Origin of the sequence: Zobellia nedashkovskayae (assembly GCF_015330125.1) — a bacterium.
Lineage (GTDB): Bacteria > Bacteroidota > Bacteroidia > Flavobacteriales > Flavobacteriaceae > Zobellia > Zobellia nedashkovskayae.
In genome coordinates this window covers 4,743,977-4,763,226 of the sequence record NZ_JADDXR010000002.1, presented here as the reverse complement: position 1 = coordinate 4,763,226, position 19,250 = coordinate 4,743,977, and the positions used below count along the sequence as shown (strand labels likewise).

Genomic DNA, 19,250 nt, shown 5'->3' with positions numbered 1-19,250 from the left:
GGATAAGCGGTTTTGCAACAATAAGTTACAACAAAATTTATGAATATCGTATTTTTTGTAACAAAATAATACGATATTCTTAGTGTGGTTAAAATCTTTAATATTGGGTATTTGAAAACTAAATCGAATAAAATCGACATATTGATAATATAAAGAATGTATTTTGTCAAAGTGTTATTTCTGCAATCAAGACTGAGGTTATAAGTTAATTATTTGCTAATTTTAGTAATTAACTAACTCCAAACACATGAAGAATATTACACTCGTAATGTTTGCTCTTTTGTGCTCGTACACATCATTTGGGCAAACAATTTCAGGAAATGTCACCGATGCAAAAGATGTTCCGCTTCCGGGCGTATCAATTGTAGTCGCAAGAACAAACAAAGGTGCTACCACAGACTTTGATGGTAATTATACCATATCAGCTGCTGAGGGTGATGCACTCAACTTTTCATACATAGGAATGAAAAGTAAGACCGTTACAATTGGTGCTAATCAAACAATTAATGTAGTTCTTGAAGAAGATGCCCAACAGTTAAATGAGGTTGTGGTAACTGCATTAGGTATTAAGAAAGAAAAGCGTTCCGTTGGGTATGCTATTCAAGAAATTGGGTCAGAAGAACTTAACCGCGATAACAACGGAGACGTGTTAAGTGGCATACAAGGTAAAGTGGCCGGTGTAAATATTAATGCCAGTAGTGGTGCAGCTGGAGCAGGTTCCAGTATTATAATAAGAGGTATTACCTCTTTGAATCCATCGGCAAACAACCAACCGTTATTTGTTGTAGATGGTATACCTATTAGTAATGAAGCCTCAACAGGTAATCTTTTACCCAGTACAGGTTCTAATGCGCCTTCTTCCTCTGAGCAATTTTCTTTTACCAATAGAGGCGCTGATTTAAATCCTAACGATATAGAAAGTGTTTCTATTCTTAAAGGTCCTGCTGCAACTGCATTATATGGGGTAAGAGCTGCAAATGGTGTTGTAGTGATTACAACCAAAAAAGGAAAGAATGGAGAAACAAAGTTTAACCTTAGAACAAGCATTGGTTGGCAAGAAGTAAATAAAACTCCTGATGTTCAAACCAAATGGAGAGAAGGTAGAGGTGGTGAAATTATTTCAACTTCTAATAATAATGCCCCAGACGGTTATGATTTTGCAGACGGAAATAGTTTTGGTTTCTGGACGTTAGGCCCAGAATACGGTCCTAATGATAAGAACTATGATAATTTCAAGAACTTTTTTAATAAAGCATTTACAACGAATAATTCTTTGAACGTAAGTGGTGGTGGTGAAAACTATACTTATTTTGGTTCTGTTTCTCGTTCTGATGATGAAGGTTTAGTGCCTAATACATATTTTGATAGAACATCATTAAAGCTTTCAGGTTCAATTAACATTACAGATAAATTTACCGTAGAACCATCTATATCCTACATCGTTTCTGATGGTAGGTTACCAAATGGTGGAGATAAGTCGGTTATGAGTTCGCTATCTTATTGGTCGCCTACGATAGACGTAAACGATTACATATTACCGAACGGAGATGAAAAAAACTATACGGCTGGGGTAGTGGACAACCCACGTTATTTTGCCGAAGTAAGTTATTTAGATAGTAAAGTAAATAGAATTTTAGCAAACACTAAATTCAATTATCAGTTTAATGATTGGGCTCAGGTACAATATCAATTGGGTGTAGATAACTATCATGATTCACGACTTAGGTTCGTACCGCCAGATATTGATCCTGGTTCCGCAACAAATGGTTTTATTGTAGATGAAGGTTTGAATTACAATGAGCTAACATCCAATTTATTTGTAACTCTTTCAAAGGATTTTAGTGAAGATTTATCAGGTTCCTTACTAGTAGGTAACCAAGTATCCAGTACTAAAAGCAGAAGATTAACCACAAGAGCAGAAGGTCTTGATCCGGATAATCTGACGGCGTTTGGTCAAGCCAATAACTTTTTTGAAGATATAGGTGGTACAGAACGTAAAGTTGTTGGTCTATTTGGAGACTTTAGACTAGAATATAAGAACACCTTGTTCTTGAACGTAACCGGTAGAAACGATTGGTCATCTACCTTGCCAAAAGAAAATAGAAGTTTCTTCTACCCGTCATTTAATTTAAGTTATGTTCTTTCACAGTCACTTCAAGATGCCGGTAGCTTACCAGATTTCTTGACTTTTGCTAAGTTCAGAGCATCGTATGCTGAGGTTGGTAAGGATGCATCTGCATATGTAGGTATTTATTATGATCAGCCATCCAATTTCCCATTTGGAACAGTAGACGGTCTTTCTAGAGATAGTTCTGGTGGATCAAGTACTTTAAAACCGGAAAGAACGGCTTCTGTAGAATTTGGTGGAGAATTCAAATTTTTCAACAATCGTTTTGGAATTGATTTCACATACTACAAGCAAAACAGTAAGGATCAGATTTTACCTGTTCCGGTTGCTCAATCTTCTGGGTACGATACTTTCGTTCTAAATGCTGGAGAAATTGAGAATAGAGGACTTGAGGCATTGGTTAACATTGTACCGATTAAAACAGATAATTTTAAATGGGACGTTACATTAAACTGGTCTAAAGTAGACGCAGAAGTTATTTCGTTACCAAACGGTGTAGATGAGATTATTTTTGCAGATAGTGGTTTTCCTGGGGTTATCTCTAAGCTAGAAGTAGGTGGTGCACCTGGTGACCTTTTTGGTTATGTATGGGAGAAGCACGAAAATGGTAGTAGGCTAATTGGTGAAGATGGTTTTCCGTCTATTGTTGCTAATAACCCTTCTGATAGGGTAAAAGTAGGTAGTGCATTGCCGGACTGGTTAGGAAGTATAAGCAGTACGCTAAAATATAAAGGTTTGGCATTATCATTTTTAATTGAGAGAAAAGAAGGTGGTGAATTGTATGATTCCGGTCAACGAAATGGTATTAGAAACGGCGTGTTGCAAATTACTGAGTTTAGAGATGCAACGACAGTTTTAGATGGTGTTTTAGCAGATGGATCTCCAAACAATATTCCAGTTTTTATAGATGAGAACTATTACAGAAATTCTGCGGTTTACAATCGTGCTTCTGAAATCTTAGTTCAAGATGCATCGTGGTGGCGATTGAGAAATGTTACTTTATCTTATGACCTTCCTTCCAACCTAATAAAGAACACCCCATTTACGACTATGGGTTTCAGTTTTACAGGAACCAATCTATGGTTAGATACACCATTTAGAGGGTATGATCCAGAAGGTAGCCAGTTTAGTGCAGGTACAAATGCCTACGGTTTTACCGGTCTAAACATACCTAATACAAAGTCGTTCATATTTGGTCTAAACCTTAATTTCTAGAAAGATGAAAGTTTTTAAATATATTTTTTCAATTACGGTAGCGACTAGCCTTTTGGTGAGTTGCGATGATTATTTGGGCGATAACGTCGACCCTAATAAAGAGCTTCCTGAAAATGTCACAGAAGCTGATCTATTGCCTACGGCAATTTATAATTCTTCTTCCGCACATTATAGCATCGCTTTAAGTATCTGTCAATATTCACAACAACTGGCCTCGTATTTTGAGCCCGGTGCAGATACTCAAGAAGAAGTGCAGATAACTGGCGGGTGGAGTAATATCTATTTACAGGCCTTGGCGGATTTAGATCAAGTAGTTGCTATTGCAGAGAATAATGAAGCAAGCCATTATATAGGTATAGCAAAAGTTTTGCAAGCATTTAATTTAGGACTTGCTACGGATCAATGGGGAGATGTTCCTTTTTCAACGGCCCTAGAGGGTGAAGCAAATTTTAGACCTTCGTATGACTCACAAGAGAGTGTTTATGGTCAGATAAATGCTTTGTTGAGCGAGGCAATAACTTTTTTAGAAGCTTCGGATAGCTCAGGGTTTTCAATAGGTGAAGACGATTTGATTTATAGTGGTGACACTTCAAAGTGGGTCAAAGCTGCTTATTTTCTGAAAGCAAAGTATGCATTGCATCTTTCTGAGGTTGACCAAAACCTAGCTATTGAAGGTGTTTTGAGTAGTGTGTCCAATAGTTTTTCTGGCAATGAAGATGATTTTCAATTAGTGTACAACGAAAGAAATTTCAATCCATGGAACTCAGGAGTAGTACTTCCTAATAACACGGGTAACTTTTCTGTATTGTTATCTGATCAATTAGTGAGTCTTATGGATGGTACATCTATTCCATTTGCTTCCATAGACCTGGATCCACGTCTACCTTTGATTACCACAATAGGTGAAGACGACACAGAATATCTTGGAGGTCTAAATGGTGGTGCTGGCAGTTATAAATTAGCAGAAACCGAAGAAGAAGATAATATAAGCGCTAATACTGATTTAGGAGCTGATAATTTTTATTCTTCCCAGAGTGCTCCCATAATTTTGGGCAGTTATTCTGAATTAAAGTTTATGGAGGCTGAAGCATTGTTTCTTCAAAATGGAGGAGATGCTGCATCTGTTGGTACTTCTACAGATGCTTACAATGCATATTTAGAAGGAATAGGGGCAAACATGGATAAGCTTGGTGTTTTGTCAACGGACAAGGCAGCTTACTTAAGTGATGCTTCCATTGCTGTAGGAGCAGATAATTTAACGATGGCTTTGATTATGAGAGAGAAGTTTATTGCCACTTTTCTAAACCCGGAATCGTTCGTGGATCTAAGAAGATATGATTTTGACCCTAATGTTTTTATAGGATTGGAACTGCCTGTAGGTCATAATGAAGTTCTAAATGGACAATGGGTGAGAAGAGCTCAGTACCCAACTTCTGAACAAACCAGAAACGGAGAACAGGTAGAAGCGGTAACCAAAGGAATTGGTGACCCAGTTTGGTGGGATAGAGACTAAACCTCTAGATGTTAAGTTCTAAGGGAGGATATTGATGCAATGTAAAACGTGCTCAATATCCTTTTTTTTATGCGCTGCACTCAATACAATTCTACTCATAAGCGGAGAACTTTTATCAGGATAGGGAAAGCTGGTGACAATTATACGGTTTGCTTCAAGATACTCCGTCAACTGCACGTCAGAAAACGTATAGGCAGGATGCCCTTTCATAAAATGAAATGCTTTTCGTTTTTTAAGATTGCCAAAAAATAAATCCATATTACGTTGCAGTCGTTTTCTTTTGAGTTCATAAATGACATCTGCTTCAACAAGAGTTGCCATGGCCGCTGGAGTTGCAGGGCTGGCACCTCCAAAAAAAGGAGTTTCAGTAAGGAAGTGAATACGCTCTTTTGTGCCAAAAACAGCACCTGCCTGAATACCAAAACCTTTGCCCAATGACCCGCAGACAATGAGTTCCTTGATTTTTAATTTTGCTAAAATAGAATAAACGCCTCCACCATTTTCGCCAATAATACCCAACCCGTGAGAGTCATCTACAACCAAAATAATATCTTCTAGCGGAAGAATTTTTAAAGCTTCAAAATCGGGATAATTGCAACCGGAGAAATCTATACTATCTAAAAAAACAACAGGCGCAGATTTGCTAGATTCTAAATGCTCGCGAACGGCAATATTCAATGATGCAAAAGTGGTATACGATTTTATTTTAGATTGATAAAGCGCAGAATGCGTATTCGGTGCATAAAAAAACTGATGCTCTTTGGTATTGAGTACTTGTGCCAAAAACTGACCCACCAAGTACCCGGATGATAAAGTGATACAGGCTTCACTACCCACTATTTTCGCCAAATAGGATTCAGCCTCATCAAAGACGGACAGACGAATATTAGATTTTCTTGAGGCTCCGTAATTGGTGCCATATTTCTTAATATTACTAATAAATAATTTCTGAAAATCTCCATCGGTTTGGAGACCTAAATACGAAGTACCACCAAAATAAAGATGGGGAACTCCGTTTAGCGTAATCTTTCTGCCCGGGAATGTATCAATATAATGGTTCATTATCTTAAACTTACTCCTGTACCATTCAGTTTTGAAAAAATCAGTTTTCCGTCTGGCAATATTTTTACGCCATCGGCAATATCACCTTTAAGCAACAATGGGCCGTCCATATCAACATAGTCCAGTTGTGGAACCAATTGTGCAATGGCAGAAATACCTACGGTAGATTCTGTCATACAACCAATCATTACTTTCATTCCCATTTCTTTGGCCTCCGCAATCATGCGTAGGGCAGGGGTAATACCACCACATTTAGTCAATTTTATATTAATACCAGAATAGTGAAGCGCACATTTTTGAACATCACTCTCTACAATACAGCTTTCATCTGCAATAACAGGCAGTACACTGTGGTGCATAACTTTTTCCATGCCTTCCCAATCATTAGCTTTCAACGGTTGCTCAAGAAATTCAACACCTAATTCTTTTAATAATGGGGCATTTGCAATGGTTTCACTCGCAGACCATGCACAGTTGGCATCTATTCTAAAAACAGCATCAGTATGTTCTCGCAGCGCTCTAACAATAGCAACATCATCATCCGTGCCTAATTTTATTTTGTAAATAGGCCATGGCATTTCTTTCATTTTCTCCACCATTTTTTCAACAGGAGCAATGCCTATAGTGTAATTTGTTATTGGGTAAGAGGTATTTCCTGTTCCCCAAATATCATAAAGGGGCTTTCCTTGCAGTTTACCAAAAAGGTCCCAAGCAGCAAGATCTAATGCACAGATAGCAAAATTAGACAGCTTTTTACTTGTCAAAAAAGCATGAAAATTTTCAGGATGATCTATGTGAAAAGCTTCTATTTCTTTTCTGATGGTTTCAATTTCCGCCATCATACTTTCTACGGTAATATTGTAGTAAGGGTTAGATGTGGTTTCTCCATAACCTGTTTGTCCGTCTAAAGAAAGACTAACGATTAAAGTGTTTTGAAAATCGTGAGATTCACGGGAGATACTAAAGGTATGTTTTAAGGCTAAAACGTATTTTTTTAAATCTAACTGCATGTTCCAATTGTTTCCACTAATATAAAAAGAGAAAAAGGGTTTGCGCTTTTCTCTGAGCTTTTTTTCGGAAAGCAGAAAAGATTAACACTTCTACCGACTTAAACCAAAAACAAGCTGCCGAAAATTCGACAGCTTGCATTCAGGATTGTTCGTTTTTTGATTTTAATATTTGTGTACGCTACCCGAAACAGATTTTTTAGTTTTTACGTTAGCATTACCGGTATAGGCTACGTTCCCGCCACTACTGGCATCTGCTACGAGGGTTTCGGAAACTTGAATTTTCATATTCCCACCACTACTGGCATCTGCCGTACAGGTTTTGGTTAAAAGTGTTTTTGCATTGATATTACCACCGCTGCTTACGTCTACATTTGCACGATTGGTTTTACCGGATATTGTAAGACTTGCACCACTACTGGCGTCTATTTCAAGAGCATCTGTAACTACTTCAACATCTATTTGTGCACCACTACTACCATCTATTTCAAGATCATCACTTTCTATAGTGTTTTCAACACGCAGTTGTGATCCGCTTGATGCACTTAAATTGGAAACTACAGGAAGTGAAACGTAAACTTTCTTGGTAGCCCTGCCAATATTCTGCTTTGCGTGTATACGTAATTTTCCGTTCTTAATATCCGTAGCAATGAGGTCAATTATGTTTTCATCGGCCTCTACTTTAATATTAAATTCATTGGCCTGAGTTACATACACTGTAAGACCTTCGGATGAAGATACTTTTGTGAACTCATCTGTTATGGCTCTATCGTCCGTTACTACGGTTCCATTACCTTTTTCACCGGAGCCAAAGTCGCCAATATTGACGTCAAAACCACAGGAAGATAAAAACAGTGCTACTAAAAATGCAATTGCAATACGAATTAAAGTTGTCATGATTGTTGTTTTAAGATTGATGTAAAATTGAACTATTGGTTGCGTCTTTACCAGATTTTCAGACTCAAACGTCATATTTTGATACTGAATTGATTGCACTGGCCAAACTTTATTAAAAATTAGGTTTTATAATTGGTGTCATCTGGTTCTGAACGGTTATCATCAATATCTATATCAATGCCATTTTCGTCTATATTTATTCTATTTTGACCATCAGTATCGTCCTCATTAGAATTTATATGAACGCCATCTTTACCTATTTTCATTTTTATAGATTCACCGTCTTCTTGAATGTCAATATCAATTCCGTTTTCATCTATTCTTATTTTATTCCTCCCGTTGTTATCGTCATCATTATCATCCTCTTCGATAATCTCAGGACACTCTTGGCATTTTAATTCGCCATCAGGACCCATCTTCCATATAAAACCTCCCATTTCGCAAGCGTCTAGGTTTCTATCATTTTCAATATGAAAGCGCCAGCAACGATAACCACTATCACTTACATAATTAATAACAGTACCTACGGGGATATAGAGATTTACACGAACTTCCTGATTCATCATTTTATGCTTCCGTGCAGTGGTTAAGAAATCCTGAAGATAGAGAATGTTGTTTTCCACCTTGTAATTATAATTTATTGCTTCCGCATAATTTTCAGCAACATCAAAAGAAGGACCGTCAGATTCTTTGATAATCTCAATCTTGGTTAAACTATCTCTTGATTTTTCAATATAGATACTAACCTCGTCCATAACCATAACCTCTTCGCCTGCGGCATTTCTGGTAATTGTAAGTCCGTTGCGCATTTCAACTTTACGTTTGTTACGGAATTTACGGTCATAGGATTCTAAATTAATTTCTAATGTATCCGTTAATGGTTGGAAATACAAATTTTCAGTATTTACGGTAGATTCAGAAAACGCCCGTGCAGAAGCTTGTTTAATGCCAAAGACAATTAGCATAATAATAGATATCAGCCAAAGACCCAATAACGAGAACTTAGCAATGCTACCAATAGACTTTAAATTGTTCACCAAAATTTTCAACCCTAAATAAAGGAGAAAGAAAAAAGGAATACCTATAGCAAAGAAACCTAGTATGGATACCAACCAAATGGGCATGTTGCTTGCATCTACTATATTGTACATATTTAGACCAGGTATCTGAACCACATCTGAAATACCCACGGTTATCATGCCTATAAAAAGACCAATAATAGTAGAAGCTCCAATAATGATTAAGAGCACACCAATGAACTTTCCAAACACTTTAAAGAAGAACATGATAATATCTCCTAGGGTATCAAAAAAGGATTTGCCTCCGCTTTTTACTTTATTACCTACATCTTCATAATCAACGCTTTTAATTTTTTGGGCAACATCATCAAAGCCTTCCTTGACCTTACGTTCTATATTGCTGATGTTGATGTCCTCCCCCCGCATATCTAATTTTTGCGAAGTAGTAGTAGCCTCAGGAATCAATAACCACAGTAAGCCGTAGATTAAAATAAAACCACCCGAAGAACCAATGGTTAAAAGCACCCATATTAAACGAATCCAGAGTGGGTCTATATTAAAGTAATGTGCCAAACCAGAAGAAACACCCGCAACATACTTTTGCTCCGTATCGCGGTACAGTTTCTTAGATTTTCTTTGCTCAGAATGTGTTCTACCTGTGTTAGGCTCATCCTCAAATATATCTTCATCAACCATATAATCTTCTGGCTGTCCCATGATAGCTATAACCTCGTCTACCTGTTTTTGGGTAATAACCTGGCGTTCGTTATCAAGCTTCTCATGAAACAGTTCTGCTATACGTGCCTCAATATCTGCAAGTATTTCGTCACTGCCCGGTGTATTGGCAAAAGAGCGCTTCACGGACTCTAAATAGCGCTGCATTTTGTTATATGCATCTTCATCCATATGGAAGAGCATATTTGCTAGATTAATGTTTATAGTTTTGTTCATTTTAGTCGTTTTTTCTCTGTAAACGCATAGTAGTTATGAAGTTACAAAGTAGTTTTTTAGGTTTATTTGTTGTTGGTTACCAAATTAGTTGCTGTTCTTAGCTCATCCCAAGTACTGTCCAGTTCTTTTAGAAAAAGTTTACCGGTTTCTGTTAATGCGTAATATTTTCTTGGGGGACCAGAGGTTGATTCTTCCCAGCGGTAGCTGAGTAGACCTGCATTTTTTAAGCGAGTTAACAAAGGGTAAATTGTGCCCTCTACTACAAGCATTTTCGCATCTTTTAGCGTTGCGAGTATTTCAGAAGCGTATTTGTCTTTCCCATTTAAGATAGACAGAATACAATACTCCAAAACGCCCTTGCGCATTTGTGCTTTTGTATTTTCTACATTCATAATTTCTTTTTTCTTTTTATGCAGTTCCTTTAAATTGGGGGAACGTGTCTGTTCATAAATGGTACTCTGCATAGTGTGATTGTTCGTTTTTCTCTACTGCAAATCCGCTTAGGTTACTGCCCCGTGATTAGTGAGGCCCTGTTGTAAATTTTGAGTAAATTGATTGATGAATAAACTCCTTTTTGACTGGGGTGTGATGAGCACCTTTTTTTATATTAATGAAGGCTGATGACCCTCGTGATCTTCCAAATGGAATCTGTTTTTTTCCATATCATTATAAATTTTCCCGGTTTTGAAATGGCATCCGGCTCTTGGTTGTTATGAAATTTGTGCAATCCTATTTCTACCGCGCCAAATCCGTTTATAGGATAAACTTCAATACTACCTTCAACTAACTCTCTTGTTACTTTACCACAAATATTCTTTTTTAAGCTTTCAAGTAAATCTTGTTTTGATGTCATTAAGCCTCCCTTATCATGATAGAATTCTAAATCTTCGGCATACATTTCTGATTGCTTTTCCATATTACAGGTGTTATACGCTTCAAAGTATTCTGCATCTAACTTGGTAATCGTTTCCTTTAATTGCTCCTCGGTAGCAGATTGTGCTGCCATCTTACAAAAGTTGGAAAAGAAAATAAGTACGATTATGGCGGTAGTTGACCTCATTATTTCAAAAACTTTATAGTAATCGGATAAGAAAACTCTTGGCCTTCGTTAGTTTTAATGACCGCTAGAATAGTGTAAACTACATTCACAACAAACAAAGCACCATGAGCTAGACCGGCAACACCTAACGGAAATAACCAAGAACTAAATTTAAATGCTTCACTAAAGTCAATGTTTAGATTATTATAATCGTTCAAGTGGTTTAGGCCAAATAAACTGCTATCTAAAAAATCAGGAAAGAAACCAACAAAGAATGGTATACTAATGATTCCCAAAACAATAGAGTAGAGTAGAAGGCTAATCTGAAAGTTTAAAACCTGTTTTCCTGAATAGTCTACAAGTGCAGAATCCTTTTTATTAGCAATCCATAATACCAACGGAATAATAAAATTTCCGAAAGGAATAAAGAATTTTGAAAAAGAAGAAGCGTGCACCATTGCGGCTAAATTTCTTTCGTGTTTTGTTAGTGTACTTTCCATGGCTTAGTAATTTCTTATGCAAATATATGTCTAAAAGAAGGTACTATGCAAAACAAAGTACTAAAAATTAACATGAAATTAACAATTGTAAAAAGAAAAAATTTCAATACATTTAGAGAAAATATATAAGACCATGGCAGTATCTACGGGCAAGTTCAACACATTTACCTTCTTTAAATTACCATCTGCATGGTGGTGTGGGGTTAGGTTGCGACATATGGATGAAAAGAAGGCAATTGTAACGGTTACTCATAAATGGTTTAATCAAAATCCGTTTAAAAGTATGTTTTGGGCCGTACAAGGAATGGCGGCAGAGCTCAGTACTGGGGCTATGGTAATTGCTCAAATTAAAGACAGCGGTAAAAAAATATCTATGCTTGTAGCTAATAACACTGCCAACTTTTCTAAGAAAGCTACCGGCAAAATTACATTTACCTGTGAAGATGGTCACTTAATCAAAGAGGCTATAGATAAAACTATTGCTACAGGAGAAGGGCAAGCATTTTGGATGAAATCTATCGGTGTGAACGAAGATGGGGTAGTGGTCTCTACTTTTAAATTTGAATGGACGGTTCGGGTGAAGAAGTGATTCTTACTAGTATTACATATACCTTTAAAATATTCTTCCAAAAACTACCTTTATGTTTAAGCTGCTAATCTGTAATTCCTAAAATTTACCAAAAGAAATTAGCTTGGTAGACGAAATAGCCCTTTTGCTCTATATAGTATTCCCGGACATATATTAAGATTGATTTTGCTTCATATTTTCAACACTTTTACGGTGTATAGAATGGATTAGACCGTTCTTGAAACCAGTTTTAATGTACGTTGTTTTATGAAGAAAGTCTTGATTCTCCTAGTGTTAATAGCAGTTAATTGGTCTTATGCCCAAGATACAGATGATATTTATGTTAACTCCGAATTTTTTCCAAGTTCAGATATAGCAAGCCAAGTTAAACTAGAAGCAGGTATTGCTATTCCATTAGTTAATACCAACAAGGAAAAACTAACCATTGGAGGAAAAATTCAGAATTCAAGTTTTAGTTTTGTAGACAGAAATGTACCTTTTGAAACGAATCAAATTGAAGATTTTAATTCCTTTAGTTTAAAATTTAAGTACCAAAGAAATTTGGGTAATGATTGGTATGTGAACCTAATGGGGGAATCTCAGGTATCGTCAAATTTTGATGAACAACAAATCACCTCAGATGATGTATTTTTTAATGCCTTGGTTACTTTAAATAAGTATAGTGAGGAAAAAAATAGTATGTGGACCGTTGGTGCTGTCTATGATATACAATATGGTTTATACCATCCAATTCCCATCATTGCCTACACCAAAAGAATAAATGATGCTTGGGCTTATAAAATAGGTGCGCCAGATAGCGGTGTGAAATGGTCATTGGGGGAGAATCATGATTTTGAAGGTTTTGCTAGTTTAACAGGATTTACTAGTAATATTAATGATGGTATAGAAGTTTATAAAGAAGATTATACAGGTACATTTAGGCAAACCAGTTTTTTAATAGGGTTAGGTTATAATTTCACTTTTTGGGATAATTTTAAAGCTACGGTTACAGGGGGGTATACGGTATACAATCGTATGCAGATTCAGGATTATAATAATGATGAAGTTTATGATTTTGAAATGACTAATAGTTCCTATCTGAACGTTGGATTAAAATATTCTTTCAAAAATAATTCTAAGGTTAAGAGCTTGTACTAAAGGTTTCATGAATTTACCTGTTTTGTAGGTTGTTTATAGCATAAGTTCAAATTCATTCGTGAAATAAAAATAGATTTTCACATTACATAAAGTTTTCATTAATTGATAATTATTGCTTCAGTATAAAAGTAAGTGGTATTTTGTAACAAATAAAACATCCTTACTACTCATATATTGAAACTAAAAAAAATGTCAAAAAATGAACGCACACGAAATAGATTACCAGATTTTTGGTGAAGAAATGCAATATGTAGAAATAGAACTTGATCCGCAAGAAGCTGTTGTAGCAGAAGCAGGTAGTTTTATGATGATGGATTCTGATATTAAAATGGATACCATCTTTGGAGATGGTTCTAATCAAGATAATAGCGTACTAGGAAAGATTTTTTCCGCAGGAAAACGAATATTGACTGGCGAAAGTCTTTTTATGACCGCTTTTTTAAACATAGGTCAGGGAAAAAAACAAGTTAGTTTTGCTTCTCCATATCCAGGAAAAATTCTTCCTATAGATTTATCTGAAAAACAAGGAAAGTTCATCTGTCAAAAAGATGCTTTTTTATGCGCAGCAAAAGGAGTGTCCGTTGGTATAGAGTTTTCTAAAAAATTGGGTCGCGGTTTATTTGGAGGAGAAGGTTTCATCATGCAAAAATTAGAAGGAGATGGTATGGCCTTTGTACATGCTGGTGGTACTTTGGCAAAAAAAGAACTTGCTGCTGGTGAAGTCCTTAAAGTAGATACAGGTTGTATTGTTGGTTTTTCTCAAACTGTAGATTACGATATAGAATTCGTAGGGGGTATTAAAAACACGGTTTTTGGAGGTGAAGGTCTTTTCTTTGCTACCCTAAGAGGTCCCGGAACGGTTTACGTTCAATCATTACCATTTAGTAGACTTGCGGGTAGGGTTTTGGCTTCTATTCCAAGAGGAGGCAAGGATAAAGGAGAAGGAAGTATTTTAGGTTCTTTAGGAGATATTGTTGGTGGTGATAATCGTTTTTAGAAAGAACCTCCATAGAGAATCGGTTAACTTATAATAAGATGCGCATCAGTCGTAATATTTAAATGGATTTCAAAAACCTTATAGAGTTTTTAAAGGCACTCAATTCCAATAATTCCAAAGAGTGGATGGATGCCAACCGTAAATGGTATAAAGAAGTACGCACAGATTTCGTAAAATGGTTAGACCATATGAATGATGTAATGGCTGCTTTAGATAATGAGTATTATGATACGCCGGGAAAGAAGGGAATTAACCGGATTAATAATAATCTTATGTTTCACCCTAACAAACCGGTTTACAAAGACCATTTTGGAGCGGGTTTGGACAAAAGACCTTTAACAGGTGATTTTTATATTGAAATTGGTATTGAAAGATGCATCATGGCAGGTGGGTTTTGGCGGCCAGATTCTCCAACGCTTAAAAGTATACGTGACGCCATAGATTATGATGGAGATGTATTTCAGAAAATAATTGACAAAAAATCTTTCAAAAATATTTTCGGGGGGCTTTACGAAGATTCCAAGTTAATAAAAGCACCAAAAGGGTTCTCAAATTCTCATGAACATATTGAAATTTTACGCAATAAAACATTTGCCGTGGCACACGAATTTCCTACAGATGAAGTATTTAGGGATAATTTTGAGAAAAAAATTATCAATGTGTACAAAGAAATGCTTCCGTTTAGAAGATACCTTAATAAAGCGGTAACAGTAGCCTGAAAAGGGGTGTAATAATAAATCTTTTACATACATTTATTTTAAATAAGAGTCTTTTTTTTGATTTGAAAGTTTTTTCTTACTATATTTTGTGTAATTATGATATTTGAAAACGTGACCCCCTTAACAATTTGGATAATAGATGACGATCTCGTTTCGTTATTTGCGGCACGTTATGGTATAGAGCAGTTGAAAAAACCTTATCATGTAGTAGATTTTGATAGTGCTGAAGTTGCTTTAAAAGTACTGTCAGATAGTCTTGAGGGAGACAAAGAATTACCAGACGTTATATTGTTAGATTTGGTCATGCCTAAAATGAATGGTTGGGAATTTCTAGAAAAGTTGGAAGAAATGCCGGAGCATGTTAGAAGCTCTGATATTTATATTTTGTCTGCATTTTTGAGTACAAAAGAAAGACAACGTGCATCTACCCATCCCGTAGTAAAAGGTTATTTTGATAAACCCATTTCAAAACGGGCACTTAGCCGTATTTTTGGAGAAAAAGAAGAAACTAAAGAATAATATTCGCTTGAATGTTACTAGTTTTGATTCAATATTAACCCAGTATGAACATGCTACAGTGAAAAACGGCACCATAAAGAACATCAAAAAGGAAGTCTTATCAGATAATTGGTATACCTTAAACAAGTATGTTTACGAGTATCAAAAAGAAGATGGTTCATGGGAAACCCAACAGCGTGAAGCCTATGATCGCGGCAATGGAGCAGCAATTCTATTGTACAATCAGAAAAAGGGTACGGTGGTGTTAACAAAACAATTTCGCATGCCTACCTATATAAATGGTAATCCTAGTGGCATGATGATAGAAGTCTGTGCTGGTCTTTTAGATGGTGATAACCCTGAAGATTGCATCAGAAAAGAAGTGGAAGAAGAAACTGGTTACAAGATAGAAAACGTCAAAAAAGTGTTTGAATCGTATATGTCACCAGGTTCGGTTACGGAGATACTTCATTTCTTTGTGGGTGCCTATGAGGAAAAAATGAAAATTGGAGATGGTGGTGGCGCAGAAGACGAGACCGAGAACATTGAGGTTCTTGAATATCCGTTTGACGTAGCTATGAATATGATTACCTCTGGTGAAATCAAAGACGCTAAAACCATTCTTTTATTGCAATACGCGGCTGTTCATAAGCTGCTAGACTAGTCAACTTTTAGTTAAATCCTATATTTTTGCTTTAATACGAATCTGCTATTTGCCGTAGCACCTGTTGCATCTTCTTTTTTACCTCAGAGGTGGGTTGTTGGTAATGATTGTTCATAAAACTAAAAATCAATGTTTTTCCTGTCTTTGTAATAAGATACCCGCTCAGGCAGTAATTATTACTTAGACTACCGGACTTTGCATATAATTTTGGATATCCTCCGTCGTAATTCCATTCTTTTAAAGTTCCTGAAACTGCGTTCTCTGGAAAAATGGAGAATAACCGCTGGCGTGGTACAGTTTTGTACATTTTGTTAAGAACAGCAACCATAGACTCTGGAGTAAAGAGATTATAACGGGAAAGCCCGGAACCATCAACCCATCTTGGAGGTTGTTGTAAATTGGCTAATTGGTTTTCAAGAATGTACTCTCTTGTTTTTTTGCCGCTAAGGGTATCGGAAAGGGTAGACGATGACAAAACCAATAATTGTTCTGCAATAAAATTATCACTTTCGTGCATCATCCGTACAAAAAGAGAATCTGATGGTTGTCCATAGAGAATTTGTTTTTCGCCTATAATAGATTGTTTGGACAAGCTTATTTTCTTGTTCAGAGCAGATTCTAACAATTGTTTGGTTAATACAGAATCTGTGCGAAAGGGAATCTCAATCGTGTCTTTACGGGAACGTGAAAAGTAAAATGTGTTTTTTTCCAATTCCCTATACTTTTTATACCATGTGCGCACAACATTATCCTTAAAAAAATCAGGTGTTACGTTTAGTCCGTTTGTGTTTGAAATGCTAGTAACATTACCGTAAAGTGGTAAGGAAGTTATTTCTGGTTGATAGTAATATTGATAATCGTCCCACGCCCATCCTTGACCTAATTTTTCGTCTTCAAAATTATTCAGGTCAAGAACTATGGCATCATGTTTTTGTAAAAAATGAAAAGCGGTACTGTCCTTAAAATACGGGTGTAGGAAAGAAGGGTCTCCCGTTCCTTCAATATATACCATATTATTTTTTATAGCATATTTTAAAGCAGGGACCTGTTGGGGTAATAACTGTAAAGAAGCAAACAAAGTGAAAATTTTGGTGTTACTAGCAGGTGTAAAGTATTTCTTACTTTTGTTAGAGTATAAAGTATCGTTTGTTTCTGGGTCTAATACCAGCAAGCCTACAAACTGATTTTTATAAAAGTCAGATAAAATAATGGTATCTGTAGACTTGGAAATAGTCTTTTTATATGATTTACAGTTAGTTAGTGAAATGGAGGCAAGAAGTATAAATAGTATTTTTTTCATTTTTAAAAGTGTGTTAGTACCCGTATCGAGGGCATTTAACAAGAAATTGGCTTACATTTAACAGCGCCTAAGCAATATAGTAAATGCATTATTGTTTAACTTTATAGAGAGAGATTATCTCTTAAACAACTAATAACTTAAACATTTTGACATATGGCTAGAGCTATGCTTGAATACTCTAAAACGGTATTGAAAAAAGTTAGTTTTGACGCGAAATTGTTCATTAAAGAACTTCAAAAAGCAGTATCAATGTTGCTTCCCGAAGAAATTGAAGAACTAGAACTCTGGTTACAGCAGTTTATTACAGATAAACCAGAACTCGAACAAACGCTTATTTATATAAAATCATAATTAATAGCCCTCTAAATAGAGGGCTTTTTTATTGTCGGTACCCAATCATGGACCAGTACAGCAAAATTTGGCTATAGAGATGAATGGGTAATAATTTATTTATTAATAGGACTGATAATCTGTACATCTTGAAAAGCGATGGCTCCTCTAACAATACTAGAGATGACATCTCTTAACGCATTTGTAATTTGAATTTTCAGTTCACTTTTGTGGTAAATTAAACTTACTTCTCGAGCTGGAGAGGGTTTATCAAAATACTTCAATTTACTTTTCTTTTTTTCGTCTAAAACCAAAGTGTTTAAATAGGGCAGTAAAGTCATTCCAAGTTCTTCATCCGCTAGATTGATCAATGTCTCAAAACTGCCACTTTCCAAACGAAATTGCTTGGTGTCCAAATTCCGTGGCGCTTTACATAGGTTAATTACATTATCCCTAAAGCAATGACCATCCTGTAATAGCAGTACATCACTAATATCTAAATCTTCTGGCTTTAATGTTTTTGACTTACCAAGTCTATGCTCTTTTGGTACATAGCCTACAAACGGCTCGTAATACAAAGGCCGTTCTTTTATAAACTCAATACCCAGTGGTGTGGCAGCAATGGCCGCATCTATATGACCATCTTGAATATTACGAATTAGCGTTTCTGTGCTCTGTTCTTTTATAATCAAGTTTACCTTAGGGTACTTGTTTATAAAAGTCTTAAGAAACATGGGGAGTAGTGTGGGCATTATGGTAGGGATAATCCCTAAAGTGAAATCACCTCCTATAAATCCCTTTTCTTGATCTACTACATCCTTTATTCTACTGGCTTCATTTACGATGTTTTTGGCCTGCGCCACTATTTTTGCTCCTACCTCTGTAATAGAAATAGGTTTTTTACTTCTATCAAAAATCAAGACATCTAGCTCGTCTTCTAACTTTTGTACTTGCATACTTAAGGTAGGTTGCGTAACGAAGCTTTTTTCTGCAGCTAAGGTGAAGTTTTTATGCTCGGCAACGGCCAGCACATATTGTAATTGAGTAATTGTCATTTGCTATAAATTCTAGTGATAAAAATATAAAAACTATCAATGATATCTATCATGAAGTAGGGTCTAATATTGGGTACCTTTATACTATAGTTAAAACAACAAGAACCATGAAACTAAATAGTATAGGATTAAGCGAAAAAGATTCAAAATCATTAAGCGAAGACTTAAACGAGTTGTTAGCGAATTTTCAACGTTACTACCAAAATTTAAGAGGTATTCATTGGAATATAAAAGGGAAACGCTTTTTTGAGCTTCACCCAAAATTTGAAGAGCTATATACAGAGGCAAATCTTAATGTAGATGAGATTGCTGAACGTATTCTTACTTTAGGGGGAGTGCCATTGCATACTTTTGAGGATTATATAAAAAATTCAAAAGTGCCGGTAGGTAAAAATATAAGTAAAGATGAAGATGCTATTCGTTTGGTAGTAGATTCATTAAAAGGTCTTTTGGTTATTGAGAGACGAATTTTAGATGCTTCAGGTGAGTCTGGTGATGAAGGTACCAACTCTATGATGAGCGATTTTATTACAGGCCAGGAAAAAACGGTTTGGATGATGAAAGCTTGGTTGACCGAAGAAATATAGTTTAGGTGATTATAGATGAAAAATCCCCGATGGACTTTAGTGT

At 35.9% G+C, this 19,250-nt stretch carries 19 protein-coding genes; 10 read left to right on the top strand and 9 right to left on the bottom strand.

Translation table 11 applies throughout. The annotated features are described in order from the left end of the window. The first annotated feature begins 247 nt into the window (after window positions 1-247). Window positions 248-3,343, top strand: a complete 3,096-nt coding sequence (locus IWB64_RS19685; protein WP_194535635.1) for a SusC/RagA family TonB-linked outer membrane protein — start codon at window positions 248-250, stop codon at window positions 3,341-3,343. Window positions 3,344-3,347: 4 nt separating this feature from the next. Continuing rightward, the gene (locus IWB64_RS19680) at window positions 3,348-4,856 is read left to right on the top strand and encodes a SusD/RagB family nutrient-binding outer membrane lipoprotein (protein WP_194535634.1); all 1,509 of its coding nucleotides are present in this window, start codon (window positions 3,348-3,350) and stop codon (window positions 4,854-4,856) included. 18 nt (window positions 4,857-4,874) lie between these two features. On the opposite strand, the gene IWB64_RS19675 is transcribed toward IWB64_RS19680, so the two are convergent. From IWB64_RS19675 to IWB64_RS19645, 7 genes are all read right to left on the bottom strand, one after another. Continuing rightward, on the bottom strand, window positions 4,875-5,918 hold the full coding sequence (locus IWB64_RS19675) for an aminotransferase class I/II-fold pyridoxal phosphate-dependent enzyme (protein ID WP_194535633.1): 1,044 nt from the start codon (window positions 5,916-5,918) through the stop codon (window positions 4,875-4,877). Next, window positions 5,918-6,928 carry a dipeptide epimerase gene (locus tag IWB64_RS19670; protein ID WP_194535632.1) on the bottom strand — a complete coding sequence of 337 codons (1,011 nt, stop codon included), beginning with the start codon at window positions 6,926-6,928 and terminating at the stop codon, window positions 5,918-5,920. Before IWB64_RS19670 ends, IWB64_RS19675 begins: the two co-directional genes overlap by 1 nt. A 162-nt stretch (window positions 6,929-7,090) precedes the next feature. Continuing rightward, the gene (locus tag IWB64_RS19665) at window positions 7,091-7,822 is read right to left on the bottom strand and encodes a head GIN domain-containing protein (RefSeq protein ID WP_194535631.1); all 732 of its coding nucleotides are present in this window, start codon (window positions 7,820-7,822) and stop codon (window positions 7,091-7,093) included. A gap of 119 nt (window positions 7,823-7,941) precedes the next feature. Further along, on the bottom strand, window positions 7,942-9,792 hold the full coding sequence (locus tag IWB64_RS19660) for a PspC domain-containing protein (protein WP_194535630.1): 1,851 nt from the start codon (window positions 9,790-9,792) through the stop codon (window positions 7,942-7,944). 62 nt (window positions 9,793-9,854) lie between these two features. After that, window positions 9,855-10,184, bottom strand: coding sequence for a PadR family transcriptional regulator (locus IWB64_RS19655; protein WP_155596681.1), 330 nt, complete (start codon window positions 10,182-10,184; stop codon window positions 9,855-9,857). 215 nt (window positions 10,185-10,399) lie between these two features. Further along, a complete protein-coding gene (locus tag IWB64_RS19650; protein ID WP_226975952.1) occupies window positions 10,400-10,798 on the bottom strand; it encodes a nuclear transport factor 2 family protein in 399 nt (132 codons plus the stop codon). Window positions 10,799-10,851: 53 nt separating this feature from the next. After that, window positions 10,852-11,331 (bottom strand): DUF4870 domain-containing protein, encoded by a 480-nt coding sequence (locus IWB64_RS19645; protein ID WP_194535628.1) that lies wholly within the window; start codon window positions 11,329-11,331, stop codon window positions 10,852-10,854. Between the two features lie 133 nt (window positions 11,332-11,464). On the opposite strand from IWB64_RS19645, the gene IWB64_RS19640 reads away from it, so the two are divergent. The 6 genes from IWB64_RS19640 (at window position 11,465) to nudK (ending at window position 15,935) form a co-directional block, all read left to right on the top strand. Next, window positions 11,465-11,920 (top strand): DUF4442 domain-containing protein, encoded by a 456-nt coding sequence (locus IWB64_RS19640; protein ID WP_194535627.1) that lies wholly within the window; start codon window positions 11,465-11,467, stop codon window positions 11,918-11,920. A 246-nt stretch (window positions 11,921-12,166) separates the two neighbouring features. After that, the gene (locus tag IWB64_RS19635; protein ID WP_194535626.1) at window positions 12,167-13,057 is read left to right on the top strand and encodes a DUF6268 family outer membrane beta-barrel protein; all 891 of its coding nucleotides are present in this window, start codon (window positions 12,167-12,169) and stop codon (window positions 13,055-13,057) included. Window positions 13,058-13,256: 199 nt separating this feature from the next. Next, complete coding sequence (locus IWB64_RS19630; protein WP_194535625.1) at window positions 13,257-14,054, top strand: TIGR00266 family protein; 798 nt, start codon at window positions 13,257-13,259, stop codon at window positions 14,052-14,054. 62 nt (window positions 14,055-14,116) lie between these two features. Further along, complete coding sequence (locus IWB64_RS19625) at window positions 14,117-14,773, top strand: DUF2461 domain-containing protein (RefSeq protein ID WP_194535624.1); 657 nt, start codon at window positions 14,117-14,119, stop codon at window positions 14,771-14,773. A 96-nt stretch (window positions 14,774-14,869) separates the two neighbouring features. Continuing rightward, window positions 14,870-15,292, top strand: a complete 423-nt coding sequence (locus IWB64_RS19620; RefSeq protein ID WP_194535623.1) for a response regulator — start codon at window positions 14,870-14,872, stop codon at window positions 15,290-15,292. Between the two features lie 58 nt (window positions 15,293-15,350). After that, window positions 15,351-15,935 carry a GDP-mannose pyrophosphatase NudK gene (nudK, locus tag IWB64_RS19615; protein ID WP_194535950.1) on the top strand — a complete coding sequence of 195 codons (585 nt, stop codon included), beginning with the start codon at window positions 15,351-15,353 and terminating at the stop codon, window positions 15,933-15,935. A gap of 31 nt (window positions 15,936-15,966) precedes the next feature. Here nudK and IWB64_RS19610 read toward each other — a convergent pair whose 3' ends face one another. Next, entirely contained in the window at window positions 15,967-17,235 is a 1,269-nt protein-coding gene (locus IWB64_RS19610; RefSeq protein ID WP_194535622.1) for a D-alanyl-D-alanine carboxypeptidase, read from the bottom strand. 153 nt (window positions 17,236-17,388) lie between these two features. Between IWB64_RS19610 and IWB64_RS19605 the strand changes: the two genes are divergently transcribed. Then, window positions 17,389-17,586 (top strand): hypothetical protein, encoded by a 198-nt coding sequence (locus tag IWB64_RS19605; RefSeq protein ID WP_194535621.1) that lies wholly within the window; start codon window positions 17,389-17,391, stop codon window positions 17,584-17,586. A gap of 95 nt (window positions 17,587-17,681) precedes the next feature. Here IWB64_RS19605 and IWB64_RS19600 read toward each other — a convergent pair whose 3' ends face one another. After that, window positions 17,682-18,620 (bottom strand): LysR substrate-binding domain-containing protein, encoded by a 939-nt coding sequence (locus tag IWB64_RS19600; protein ID WP_194535620.1) that lies wholly within the window; start codon window positions 18,618-18,620, stop codon window positions 17,682-17,684. Window positions 18,621-18,727: 107 nt separating this feature from the next. Here IWB64_RS19600 and IWB64_RS19595 point away from each other — a divergent pair, with 107 nt between their 5' ends. Beyond that, window positions 18,728-19,207, top strand: a complete 480-nt coding sequence (locus IWB64_RS19595; protein ID WP_194535619.1) for a Dps family protein — start codon at window positions 18,728-18,730, stop codon at window positions 19,205-19,207. The last annotated feature ends 43 nt before the right edge of the window (window positions 19,208-19,250 follow it).

Coding starts and splice junctions, on each gene's coding strand:
- IWB64_RS19685 (WP_194535635.1), top strand. CDS start 248: ATGAAGAATATTACACTCGTAATGTTTGCTCTTTTGTGCTCGTACACA.
- IWB64_RS19680 (WP_194535634.1), top strand. CDS start 3,348: ATGAAAGTTTTTAAATATATTTTTTCAATTACGGTAGCGACTAGCCTT.
- IWB64_RS19675 (WP_194535633.1), bottom strand. CDS start 5,918: ATGAACCATTATATTGATACATTCCCGGGCAGAAAGATTACGCTAAAC.
- IWB64_RS19670 (WP_194535632.1), bottom strand. CDS start 6,928: ATGCAGTTAGATTTAAAAAAATACGTTTTAGCCTTAAAACATACCTTT.
- IWB64_RS19665 (WP_194535631.1), bottom strand. CDS start 7,822: ATGACAACTTTAATTCGTATTGCAATTGCATTTTTAGTAGCACTGTTT.
- IWB64_RS19660 (WP_194535630.1), bottom strand. CDS start 9,792: ATGAACAAAACTATAAACATTAATCTAGCAAATATGCTCTTCCATATG.
- IWB64_RS19655 (WP_155596681.1), bottom strand. CDS start 10,184: ATGAATGTAGAAAATACAAAAGCACAAATGCGCAAGGGCGTTTTGGAG.
- IWB64_RS19650 (WP_226975952.1), bottom strand. CDS start 10,798: ATGGCAGCACAATCTGCTACCGAGGAGCAATTAAAGGAAACGATTACC.
- IWB64_RS19645 (WP_194535628.1), bottom strand. CDS start 11,331: ATGGAAAGTACACTAACAAAACACGAAAGAAATTTAGCCGCAATGGTG.
- IWB64_RS19640 (WP_194535627.1), top strand. CDS start 11,465: ATGGCAGTATCTACGGGCAAGTTCAACACATTTACCTTCTTTAAATTA.
- IWB64_RS19635 (WP_194535626.1), top strand. CDS start 12,167: ATGAAGAAAGTCTTGATTCTCCTAGTGTTAATAGCAGTTAATTGGTCT.
- IWB64_RS19630 (WP_194535625.1), top strand. CDS start 13,257: ATGAACGCACACGAAATAGATTACCAGATTTTTGGTGAAGAAATGCAA.
- IWB64_RS19625 (WP_194535624.1), top strand. CDS start 14,117: ATGGATTTCAAAAACCTTATAGAGTTTTTAAAGGCACTCAATTCCAAT.
- IWB64_RS19620 (WP_194535623.1), top strand. CDS start 14,870: ATGATATTTGAAAACGTGACCCCCTTAACAATTTGGATAATAGATGAC.
- IWB64_RS19610 (WP_194535622.1), bottom strand. CDS start 17,235: ATGAAAAAAATACTATTTATACTTCTTGCCTCCATTTCACTAACTAAC.
- IWB64_RS19605 (WP_194535621.1), top strand. CDS start 17,389: ATGGCTAGAGCTATGCTTGAATACTCTAAAACGGTATTGAAAAAAGTT.
- IWB64_RS19600 (WP_194535620.1), bottom strand. CDS start 18,620: ATGACAATTACTCAATTACAATATGTGCTGGCCGTTGCCGAGCATAAA.
- IWB64_RS19595 (WP_194535619.1), top strand. CDS start 18,728: ATGAAACTAAATAGTATAGGATTAAGCGAAAAAGATTCAAAATCATTA.